This window comes from Pedobacter sp. HMWF019, assembly GCF_003061025.1.
GTDB lineage: Bacteria > Bacteroidota > Bacteroidia > Sphingobacteriales > Sphingobacteriaceae > Pedobacter.
On the sequence record NZ_QAIL01000449.1, the window covers coordinates 1 to 10,346 of the forward strand.

Below are 10,346 nucleotides of genomic sequence, written 5' to 3' on the forward strand. Positions count from 1 at the left end.
GATGTTGGTTATCGAAATGTATGTATGTACAAGTATAGTAAAATTTAAATATTTTTAATAAATATGTATGTACATTTGAATAACCAAAACTGTAAACCAAGATGAAAAGGATTGTTCTCCTCTTATTAATTAGTACTCAAACCATCTTCCTTTATGCTCAGAAAGAAAATGGGCCAGTCCAATATGTGAGGCCTAATATTGGCTCTGCACATAGTCGATACTTTTTTTATACCCCTGCTGCAGTCCCTTTTGGCATGGCCAAATTAGCCCCCAGCACAAATGGGAGTGAAGGAAATCCATCAGGATGGGAAGCTGTTGGCTATGACGATCGTCATACTTCCATAGAAGGTTTTGCCAATTTTCATGAATTTCAAATTGGCGGGGTAGTCTTTGCACCAACAGTAGGAAAGCTGAAAACATTTCCTGGTAAAAAGGAGGAGAAAAATTCGGGATACAGGTCTTCATTTGATAAGTCTGACGAATATGCCACTGCGGGATATTATCGGGTGCTTTTAAAAGATTATCATATAACAGCAGAACTCACGGCAACAGAAAGGGTGGGTTTTCATCAATATACTTTTCCAGAAACAGACGCAGCCAATGTTATCTTTGATATTGGTCATAAGATGGGCGAGAGCGGCCCAGTCATAGATGCAAAAGTGACTTATGAGCACGGTCATGTATGGGGCTACGTGGTTACCAAACCTGTATATGTTCAGAAATACCAGGAAACAGCAAATGTGACCATGTACTTTTATGCAGTGCTTGATAAAGTGCCGGTCTCTTATGGCGCTTTTAGGGATAGTACGCAGTTTAAGGGGCTTAAAAGCATCCAGGGGAAGGGTGCTGGAATATATTTACAGTTCAACACGAAGAAGGGCGAGCAAATTGGAATTAAAACAGGTCTTTCTTATACTTCTGTAGACAATGCAAAACTCAATTTGGCGAAGGAAGCTTCAACATTAACTTTTGCAAAAGCAAAAACTAATGCCATTGAAAACTGGAATAAGTCATTGAGTAGGATTGAAGTAAAAGGTGGACTCGAACAAGATCGCATTAAGTTTTATACCGGACTCTTTCACGCACTTTTAGGCAGGGGCCTGGCAAGCGATGTGAATGGTACATATCCAAGAAATGATGGGGGTGTAGGACAGATCCCGTTAAAGGAAAACGGTACTCCGAGATATCATCATTACAATACAGATGCCATTTGGGGTGCCTTCTGGAATTTAACTCAGCTATGGTCCATTGCCTATCCAGAATACTATAACGACTGGGTACAAAGTCAATTGTTGGTGTATAAAGATGCTGGTTGGCTTGGTGATGGTATTGCTACTAGTAAATACGTATCTGGTGTTGGAACTAATTTTACGGGACTGGCCATTGCAGCAGCTTATAATGTAGGCATTCGAAATTATGATGTTCCTTTGGCCTATGAAGCCGTGCGTAAAAATGAACTGGAAAGTAAAGGCCGTATTCCCGGAGCTGGGAAGTTAGATGTTGGCGTTTTTGTGGAGAAAGGTTATTCGCCCTATATCAAGGACCAGAGTGATAATCCTGAGTTAAATACCCAAGGTTCTCTTTTTGGTGCTTCGCATACCCTGGAGTATTCTTTTTCTGCCTTTGCAGCAGCGCAGTTCGCCAAGTCGCTTCATAAAATGCAAGATTATAAACAGTTTACTAAACTCTCAGAAGGTTGGAAATTACTGTATGATCCCAGTACAAAATTTATGAGACCGAAAGATAGTGAGGGTAGATTCTTAGATAAGTTTAATCCTTTGGAGCCTTGGAGAGGCTTTCAGGAAGGCAATGCCTGGCAATATACATTTTATGTGCCTCAAGCACCAGAGCAATTGGTCAGTCTGATAGGAAAGGAGACATTCAACAGCAGACTGGATAGCATCTTTACTGTTTCGCAGAAAAATTTATTTGGTGGGGGCACGCAGATTGATGCCTTTGCAGGAGTTGAGAGCCTGTATAATCAGGGAAATCAGCCAAATTTACATGTTTCCTGGTTATTTCATTATGCAGGCAGACCAGATCTGAGCCAAAAATGGGTTAGGGCAATTTGTAATGAATTTTACGGGGCCGATGGAATACACGGGTATGGATATGGGCAGGATGAGGATCAAGGGCAGTTGGGCGCATGGTACGTATTGTCTGCAATGGGCTTGTTTGATGTAAAAGGGTTAACGGGACCTGATCCTTCTTTTCTAATTGGGGCACCATTATTTGAAACGGTAAGGATTAAACTTCCAAAGGAGATAAGAAAAAACGAGTTCCTGATTAAAGTTAGTGAACAGGATCCAAAGCATCCATATATCCAGCGTGGAACGTTCAATGGCAAGCCATTGAACAGCTTGTCGCTCAAATTTCAGGATTTTGTTAAGGGGGGAGAACTGGAATTGGTACTTGGTAGTCAACCTAAACAAAAGTGAAACTAAATACGGGAGCGCTGAAAGGTTCAGCGCTTTTTGTTTTACTGGGTTTTAGAGGTCAATTATTTTTGTAGTTTAGGCTTCTGATTAATAACACTCTTGTGATGAATAAAATAATTAAATGGATATTAATTGCTCTTGGCGTTTTTATCCTAATTACTATCCTATGGTTTGTATGTCTTATTTCGGCCTTCGGAGGTTTTGATAAAACATATTCACCCGACGACCTGAAAGCTAGTTTTCAGGAGAAGAAGACTGAAATCTATGAATTAAAACACTACTTTAACAAGATCGTGCCTAAGAACCTTTTTGTAGAAATTGAATTTTCTGGTGATCATAAATTGGCTCGTTTCGGTATTAAGAAACTAGACTCTACTGCAGGAGATGTTACAGAACCCATGTTTCTTGAATGGAATTTATCAACCGAGACTGCAAAAATGGATAGTTTAATAAAACCTATGGGGTGGAGTAGAGAAACTCTGGCCGAACTAAAAGAAAAACTGGACAAGGCCGATTGTATTCAAATCCAAACTGGCGAGCCAACTAAAATCGGATTCAAAAGAAGTGGGATGGGGATGTATTTCTTTAACGTCTTTGATGCCCCAATGTCATATAGCTTGAAGAAGTACTACGATGAAAGTTGTACTTACATTTACGTAGGACCTAAACTAGCTTTGGAATACGGAGGCGGGGCCATAGGACCGCAGTGTTTCGCAGAAAAAATGCGAAATAGACGTAAGTAGGGGCAATATCAAAACTTTTATTGCTGAAAGTCTTAAAGCTTAGGGGTATTAAACTATCTGATCTAGATTTTTTAACCTTAAAACAATTAAGAGGTAGGATTTTTCAAATACAAAATTGTCGATACTTAATGAATCGCAAATAGCAGTTTTTGCCCTACATTTCCGACAAATAACTTGTAAACCCCAATTTATAATTTGCTTCGTTGATCCTGTCGATCAGAGTTTTCTCATTCTCCTTGTTTCTCCCCCAGGAAACTACTGATGATCTCTTGTCAAGATCACATATGCTATTTACGAAAACATTATCTTCATAAAATAAGATGGTTATTTGTTCTCCCCAACTTCCTGAAAAAAAGCCGGGGTCTGTTGTAGCCTTATATACTTTTGTATTAGATGAAACTTTCTTCCATTTTAGTTCTTTTGCAACCTCATTGATTATTTTTAGCAGTTGATCGCGCTTCAAGTTAGTTTGAGCTATTCGAAATTTTAATCTTCGTTTTTGAATCCAATAAAATAAAAGGGCGACAATTGAAGGAGCAAGTATGATCCAAAATTCCCCCTCTCTGAAAGAGGTTCGCCTTCCTTGAAAAAAGTCAATCAAAATGCAAAGAAAACATAGTTAAGGGCATAAAAAGGCAAAAAAATACAATCCCGAAATGAGATAAAGTATCTGAGAAACCAACTAATTGTAATTCTCCGGTTTCAATTGATTTTTTATAAATTTCGTCTGTCACTTGGATTTTACGTAAATGGTGATATTTTGGAAATACTAATATAATTTAACGCCATCCTAATCCGGGTGCTACGTGTTCTAAAATAGAAGAAAGTACATGCATATTGTAATCAACGCCTAATGTATTGGGAATTGTCAAAAGGATAGTATCTGCCTCTTGGATAGCTTCGTCCTCCGCTAGCTCTTTTATAAGTTGATCTGGCTCTGCAGCATAGCTTCTTCCAAATATGGCACGTTTCTCTGATTCAATCATTCCGATTTTATCGACCCGGTCGGTTTCCTGCCCAAAGAAATAGCGATCCTGATCGTTTACCAATGCGAAAATAGACCGGCTCACGGAAACCCTCGGTTCGCGATTGTGTCCCGCTTTTTTCCAGGCATCTTTGTACAATCTGATCTGTTCAGCTTGTTGTATATGAAAAGGTTTGCCACTTTCATCATACTTTAAGGTAGAGCTTTGAAGGTGCATTCCGTTTTCAGCCGCCCAAACAGCAGTAGCATTAGAAGCAGCTCCCCACCAAATACGTTCTCTCAATCCTTCTGAATGTGGCTCCAAGCGCAGCAGGCCCGGCGGATTCGGAAACATTGGAGAAGGATTAGGCTGGGCAAATCCAACACCTTTTAGCTTATCCAGGAATTCCAATGCCTTATGGCGTCCCATATCTGCATCCGTTTCTCCCTCCTCTAATTTATAGCCGAAATAGCGCCAGCCATCGATTACCTGTTCCGGCGAACCTCTGCTGATTCCCAGTTGTAATCGCCCTTCAGAAATTAGATCTGCAGCGCCGGCATCTTCCACCATATACAGTGGATTTTCATAACGCATATCAATTACACCCGTTCCAATCTCTATTTTATTTGTTTTGGCGCCAATGGCCGAAAGCAAAGGAAATGGTGATGCTAACCGTGCTGCAAAATGATGCACACGAAAATAGGCACCATCTAAACCAATTTCTTCGGCTGCGACCGCCAAATCAATAGATTGAAGTAATGTGTCGCCCGCTGTACGGGTCTTATAGGCTTGATGGTTAGTCCAATGCCCAAACGATAAAAATCCTATTTTCTTCATAGCTTATTTTCATACTGAAAAATAGCGCTTTATTATCTATTTTTTGTTGCTAAAATGTTTTTTTTCAGTGCCCAGCTATATTTTGTAGTTTAGGGTTTGATTGGCTGACAATCATCTCGCCAAATGAGTATACATGCAGAGAAAATTGAAAAAAGAAGAAACTGAGCCTGAACAGCTACAGACCGAAGGACAAGAAAAACATTTACCAAATGAAGGGTGGCATGTCGTGCAGCAGAAAGAGGATAGGGTGAAGGCTACGAAGCAAATGAAGGATGGTGTGGGTGCTAATGATGATGCAGGATTGGAAAAAGAAGCCGATGTGATGGGAAGAGTGGCTAGGGGATGAATTGCTGATTAAGTTAACCTAAATATAAAACATATTAAACAATTAAGGTGTTTATTTTAAGTAACTTAGGTTGTAACTTAAATATAATCATATGAACACCCAGGAAGTAGCTGATAAATTAGTACAGCTTTGCCGTGAAGGTAAAAACGAACAGGCCATTGACGAGCTCTACGCCGATAATATAGTAAGTAAAGAACCAAAAGGTTCACCAATGGAGTTGACAGAAGGCAAGGACGCGGTCAAAAAGAAAACCCTGCAATGGGAAGAAAGTGTTGAAGAGATACATAGTGCTTCGTGTTCTGATCCCATCGTTGCGGATCATCATTTTTCTATCGTCATGAACATTGATGCGACATATAAAGCACATGGAAGAATGGCGATGAGTGAGATTTGCGTTTATGAAGTTAAAGATGGAAAGATCGTTGCAGACGAATTTTTCTATAGCATGGGCTAATAGAATCTAAGAATATTTTAAAATTAAAGCCTGAAATCTTATGATTTCAGGCTTTTGTTTTTCTGGGCGGAGAGTGAGGGATTCGAATGTTTTACAATGAGATAAAGTATGCGCTTTTAAACTCTGTTATGGATAATGAACTTGTCAGTTTTTTCCAGAAAAGCCATTTTCAATTATTGGTACTAAAGAAACATTATGATGGTTACTGCAAAGATTTTGTAGATCAGCTAAGGAAAAGATATCAATTTATTAAACGCTAAAGACAGGGATTATTAAAGGAATTTTAAGAGGTCTAAATCAGTCAGTATCCAGACATTGAACTGCAAGTCTTATCAGACGGTATCTGGCAGCGTATGGTGTCTCTCTATCATATGTATCTTTTGTCTTGTAAACAACAACAGTTTTGGTTTTTGGAAATACAGAAATAGTCTGTCCTATTGCTCCCAAAGCTGAATATCCGCCTTCAAAGCGCTTATCTGTAACGTTTTGCCATAGCCACCAATAGTAACCATAGCCAAAATAATAATCTGAGCCTTTATATGCGGGAATATGTTCATTTACTTCAGTAAACTGGGTACGAGGTTTTACCATTTCATTTACCCAGTTTGAATCAATGATATACTTATCATCCCATTTACCTTTGTTAAGCATTAATAATCCCAGCCTCGCCATATCACGGGTTGAGAACCACATATGATAAGCAGGATGGATCGATGAAGTGGAATCCCCATATTTACGTTGAATTTCTTTTTTCCAGTCCTGCATTTTTAAAGGAATTGCCAGTTCCTGATCCAATGATTCATAAATACTTCTTCCAGTTTGTTTCTCGAAAATAGTTCCCGCCACATTGAAGTCCCAGTTGCTATATAGCCAAAAGTCACCCGGTTTAACTGATCCTCTTTTAGGCGCAAATTCCAGATAATCTCCGGGATTACTCGCTTTGTGGAATACCCCCGATCTTGCAGACAAAACATCTCTTACAGTAGCTTGTTTTTCGATATCGAGTAATCCGCCCAGATCATCGATATTCAAACTCCTTAACGTGCTATTAAGGTTGATCTGACCCTTAAGTACTGGTTTACCGTATAACATAGCAAGTATGCTTTTTCTACAGGATGCGATATAACTATTTTCCTGCACATCGCCATACTCAAATACAACTTGACCATTGTGGATGACCATTAAACCGGTGACTTGTGTGCTATCGATTATAAATTGTTTCAAATTCTTCAGTTTACCTGTGTTCCATCCCGATTTTTGAGGATTATTATTGTAAGTCCATACTGATCCCGGGTTATTCTGTGCCATCAGATCAGCGAAATGGGTCAACATTATCACTGTTATAAAAGTAGATATTATAAGATTTCTCATAACTTCACTAAGTAATTTTTTATTTAATTAATAGTTCAGCAATTCTATTATTGAATGCAACTCCCTGTTCGCAATTTGTAAAAAAAACATACCCGTTTTGGTTAGCTTTGTTAATTTTAAACCCTGATTGGAAATCTCCATTGTTGCCCCCATGCTCATAGATGGTTCCGTACGTAACGGGTTTTATCGCTATTCCCAAGCCCCAACCAGTATCGCCGTTAACAACGTAATGGGGTGTAGTTTTGTCTAAAACAACCTGTTGCTTAAACATTTCATTTAGAATGGACTTAGACAAGCCCTTACCTTTCATTAAACCTATTAGAAATGCGGAAAAATCTAATGCTTCCGTATGCAATCCTCCTGCTGCGTCAAGCCATGTAGAATCTTGCTCTGGAAAAGACGTAGGCCACGCTTTCTTTGTCATCTTGCCATTTACATGTCCCTGAACTTTATGAATACTTATATAGTCGTTACCGCTAAACCATGTATGTTTCATATGCAATGGCTTAGCCACTTCCTTTTGAAAAAGAGGATCTAATGTCTGGATAGATAAGCCATTTAAATGAGCGACAACCAGCGATAAGTAACGGTAACCCTCACCAGAATAGGCAAATTGTGTACCCGGGGTAAATTTGAGATATAATTCACCGTATTTATAAAGGCTTTCATCACGCTTATCAAAATAACGCCAATTAGGGAATCCTGTAGTATGCGACAATACCATCCGAGCGGTAATTAATTTATAACGTTCATCTTTTTCAATGTCTTTATATGCCATATAACGATATAATGGCGTATCCAGTTCTAATAATTTTTTATCAACCATTCTAAGTACAAAATAAGCAAACACAGTTTTAGACATAGATGCTGCCTCAAAGATCGATTGATCATCAACTTTTAATTTGGTCTCTACATTGGTTACACCATAGGATCTGTGATAAACTACCTTACCCTTATTAATAAGCGCAAATGATAAGCCCGGCATGGCAAGCGAATCCATTTGTTTCCTAATATACTTATCCAAGTCTTCGACATTCAGTTTTCTCCCACTTAATGTTTGTAATTGGGAATAACTCTTAAAAGTGAATAGTAATAGTAGCAATAATATAATAGCGGACAGTTTTCTTTTCATGCTTATTCTATTGAGATGTAAACGGGGGCGGTTTTGTTACATCTATATAAGTATGTTTTTTTTACGGTCAGGTAGTAGAAATGCAGAACCTGTTTTGTGTGTTTACGGAGAAAAACAAAAAAGATAAAGAAGTACAGGTTTAACGTTACAGGAATGCGTCTAGAGTCCCCGGTGTCCTTGTCAAGATGTTTAAATATTGCACACGATGATTGTCAATAACTTACAAGGATCAGGGTGTCCCGGTGGTACGGGTTTAAAAGAGGCACCTTATACTGCGAAAAATTGTGTGATTTTACTATTGGCTTTAAACAAAAAAACGCTTTAAACTTATGTTTAAAGCGTTTTTTTTGTATTTTGATTATACATTTGCGGAGAGTGAGGGATTCGAACCCCCGGAGCTATTACACTCAACAGTTTTCAAGACTGCCGCAATCGACCACTCTGCCAACTCTCCGGCGCAAAAATACAAATACAAACCGATTCTGCAAACCGGAATCGGCTACCAAGCTTTATCTACGCTGATTATTAGCCCAATAAAACGTGGTTAATACAATTTTTATATTACTTTCAAATATTGTTAACCCTTAGTGAACTTGAAAAAGAATCTTTTGATCACCCTACTGATGCTGCTTGGCTTTTTTACGAATGGGCAAAGTAGGTCTGAACAGCTACAACAATTGTTTGATACCCTATATGCGAAGCATCAATTTAATGGTTGTGTGCTTATTGCAGATTCTGGGTGTCCGATTTTCAAAAGCGCATATGGTTATGCTGATCTTGATAAGAAAACTGCACTAAATCTGTAAACCCGTTTTGAAGTGGCCTCCCCGATCAAGCAATTTATAGCGATGGCTATCATGCAACTCCGAGCAGGGGAGATTGAAATACAGTGATAGTATCCAGCAATATTTGCCAGGACTTCCATACCATGGGGTTAAAATAATTGATTTACTGCATCATACTTCCGGGATCAGAGATTTTGTAGGATGGACTTCTAACCAGATTGATACTGGTGAGATTCATACCACTGCAGATATCACCAAGCTGTTGCCAGTGAACATACCTGCTACCAACTCCGTTATACAAAACGCCGTCTTACGGTGATTGTACTTCAAAATATAGGAAATGACATATCTCCTAATGCACTGATGGAGCCGGTTAGTCAAATATTAGATAACGAACAAAATTATGATTTGCCAGAACTACCTGCACTGAAAAAGAGCATTGTAGTTACTTCTGCCCAACTAAAACCATGTGTTGAAACTTATCAGGTAAACGGAGATTCGTCAAGAAAAATGGTGATCAGCTCCCGTCAAAATCGTTCATATGCCAAATATTAGGAGCAAGTACCTGCCAACATCTATCCCTCGTCTGCCGAAACTTTTTTTATACGGTGGTGATGCCAGAGAAAAAATTGAGAATGTTAGATGGGAGTATCATCACTACACACCGCATAGCAGCCTTAATGACCTGACTCCCAAAGAATTTGTTAACCTGCAGTTCAAAACATCGAAAATCTAATTTTGACAGTCTGAATATCAGAGAGGAGGTCATCGCAAAAAGCCAATACAATTGACTTTTTTTCTTAAATTTATTCAATTAATTGGCTTTAGCTTACCGTGTCGTTAAATTGAAACTTTTCGCTTCAATTTCCGCCACTGACGCCAAGCCCCGAAATGTTAGCATAAATTATAAACAAACAAAACGCAGATAGACGAATAATATGCAAGAAGTTGACAATCTAGAAAAAGGCAACAAACTAAAACGAATTGATTCATCATATATAATTCACGAAATAACTCATCTTTTACATCTTGAAAGTGGATTTCTATTTACTGTGAAACAACTTTTTATCAGACCAGGTAAATTAGTAAGAAGCTTTATATTTGAGGACAGAAGTAAAATCACAAAACCAATCATTTTTCTAATATTTTCGGCGACATTATTTACAGTTATTTTCCATTTCTTTCATATTAAATATGAATTTTTCTCATTAAACCAAAAGATTGGAAATATTGACCAGTATTTAGAAAAGAAAGCATTAAGCGAATGGGTAAATA

The 10,346-nt window shown here is 38.4% G+C and carries 12 protein-coding genes and 1 tRNA gene; 8 read left to right on the forward strand and 5 right to left on the reverse strand.

All coding sequences use genetic code 11. The features are described 5' to 3' along the window. Window positions 1–101 precede the first annotated feature (101 nt). Window positions 102–2,438, forward strand: coding sequence for a GH92 family glycosyl hydrolase (locus DBR11_RS23755; RefSeq protein WP_108555081.1), 2,337 nt, complete (start codon window positions 102–104; stop codon window positions 2,436–2,438). 104 nt (window positions 2,439–2,542) lie between these two features. After that, window positions 2,543–3,181, forward strand: a complete 639-nt coding sequence (locus DBR11_RS23760; protein ID WP_108555082.1) for a hypothetical protein — start codon at window positions 2,543–2,545, stop codon at window positions 3,179–3,181. Between the two features lie 154 nt (window positions 3,182–3,335). Here DBR11_RS23760 and DBR11_RS23765 read toward each other — a convergent pair whose 3' ends face one another. Beyond that, window positions 3,336–3,644 carry a hypothetical protein gene (locus tag DBR11_RS23765; protein ID WP_146186645.1) on the reverse strand — a complete coding sequence of 103 codons (309 nt, stop codon included), beginning with the start codon at window positions 3,642–3,644 and terminating at the stop codon, window positions 3,336–3,338. A 316-nt stretch (window positions 3,645–3,960) separates the two neighbouring features. After that, window positions 3,961–4,983, reverse strand: a complete 1,023-nt coding sequence (locus tag DBR11_RS23770; protein WP_108555084.1) for an LLM class flavin-dependent oxidoreductase — start codon at window positions 4,981–4,983, stop codon at window positions 3,961–3,963. Window positions 4,984–5,116: 133 nt separating this feature from the next. Between DBR11_RS23770 and DBR11_RS23775 the strand changes: the two genes are divergently transcribed. Continuing rightward, window positions 5,117–5,329 (forward strand): hypothetical protein, encoded by a 213-nt coding sequence (locus DBR11_RS23775; RefSeq protein WP_108555085.1) that lies wholly within the window; start codon window positions 5,117–5,119, stop codon window positions 5,327–5,329. A gap of 91 nt (window positions 5,330–5,420) precedes the next feature. Next, a complete protein-coding gene (locus DBR11_RS23780) occupies window positions 5,421–5,783 on the forward strand; it encodes a nuclear transport factor 2 family protein (protein ID WP_108555086.1) in 363 nt (120 codons plus the stop codon). A gap of 297 nt (window positions 5,784–6,080) precedes the next feature. On the opposite strand, the gene DBR11_RS23785 is transcribed toward DBR11_RS23780, so the two are convergent. From DBR11_RS23785 to DBR11_RS23795, 3 genes are all read right to left on the reverse strand, one after another. Then, entirely contained in the window at window positions 6,081–7,115 is a 1,035-nt protein-coding gene (locus tag DBR11_RS23785) for a serine hydrolase (RefSeq protein WP_158275369.1), read from the reverse strand. A gap of 58 nt (window positions 7,116–7,173) precedes the next feature. Further along, window positions 7,174–8,286 (reverse strand): serine hydrolase, encoded by a 1,113-nt coding sequence (locus tag DBR11_RS23790; protein WP_108555088.1) that lies wholly within the window; start codon window positions 8,284–8,286, stop codon window positions 7,174–7,176. 369 nt (window positions 8,287–8,655) lie between these two features. Beyond that, window positions 8,656–8,740: transfer RNA gene (locus DBR11_RS23795), tRNA-Ser, on the reverse strand. Between the two features lie 139 nt (window positions 8,741–8,879). Between DBR11_RS23795 and DBR11_RS23800 the strand changes: the two genes are divergently transcribed. From DBR11_RS23800 to DBR11_RS23820, 4 genes are all read left to right on the forward strand, one after another. After that, window positions 8,880–9,092: a hypothetical protein gene (locus DBR11_RS23800; RefSeq protein ID WP_146186646.1), complete on the forward strand. Its 213-nt coding sequence runs from the start codon at window positions 8,880–8,882 to the stop codon at window positions 9,090–9,092. Window positions 9,093–9,165: 73 nt separating this feature from the next. Beyond that, window positions 9,166–9,390, forward strand: a complete 225-nt coding sequence (locus DBR11_RS23805; protein WP_108555090.1) for a hypothetical protein — start codon at window positions 9,166–9,168, stop codon at window positions 9,388–9,390. Then, window positions 9,387–9,626, forward strand: coding sequence for a hypothetical protein (locus DBR11_RS23810; protein WP_108555091.1), 240 nt, complete (start codon window positions 9,387–9,389; stop codon window positions 9,624–9,626). Before DBR11_RS23805 ends, DBR11_RS23810 begins: the two co-directional genes overlap by 4 nt. A 383-nt stretch (window positions 9,627–10,009) precedes the next feature. Beyond that, on the forward strand, window positions 10,010–10,346 hold a 337-nt coding region (locus tag DBR11_RS23820; protein WP_146186647.1), incomplete at its 3' end, for a DUF3667 domain-containing protein.

Excerpts from the sequence above, each read along its gene's own strand:
- DBR11_RS23755 (WP_108555081.1), top strand. The coding sequence starts at position 102 with ATGAAAAGGATTGTTCTCCTCTTATTAATTAGTACTCAAACCATCTTC.
- DBR11_RS23775 (WP_108555085.1), top strand. The coding sequence starts at position 5,117 with ATGCAGAGAAAATTGAAAAAAGAAGAAACTGAGCCTGAACAGCTACAG.
- DBR11_RS23770 (WP_108555084.1), bottom strand. The coding sequence starts at position 4,983 with ATGAAGAAAATAGGATTTTTATCGTTTGGGCATTGGACTAACCATCAA.
- DBR11_RS23760 (WP_108555082.1), top strand. The coding sequence starts at position 2,543 with ATGAATAAAATAATTAAATGGATATTAATTGCTCTTGGCGTTTTTATC.
- DBR11_RS23790 (WP_108555088.1), bottom strand. The coding sequence starts at position 8,286 with ATGAAAAGAAAACTGTCCGCTATTATATTATTGCTACTATTACTATTC.
- DBR11_RS23785 (WP_158275369.1), bottom strand. The coding sequence starts at position 7,115 with ATGTTGACCCATTTCGCTGATCTGATGGCACAGAATAACCCGGGATCA.
- DBR11_RS23780 (WP_108555086.1), top strand. The coding sequence starts at position 5,421 with ATGAACACCCAGGAAGTAGCTGATAAATTAGTACAGCTTTGCCGTGAA.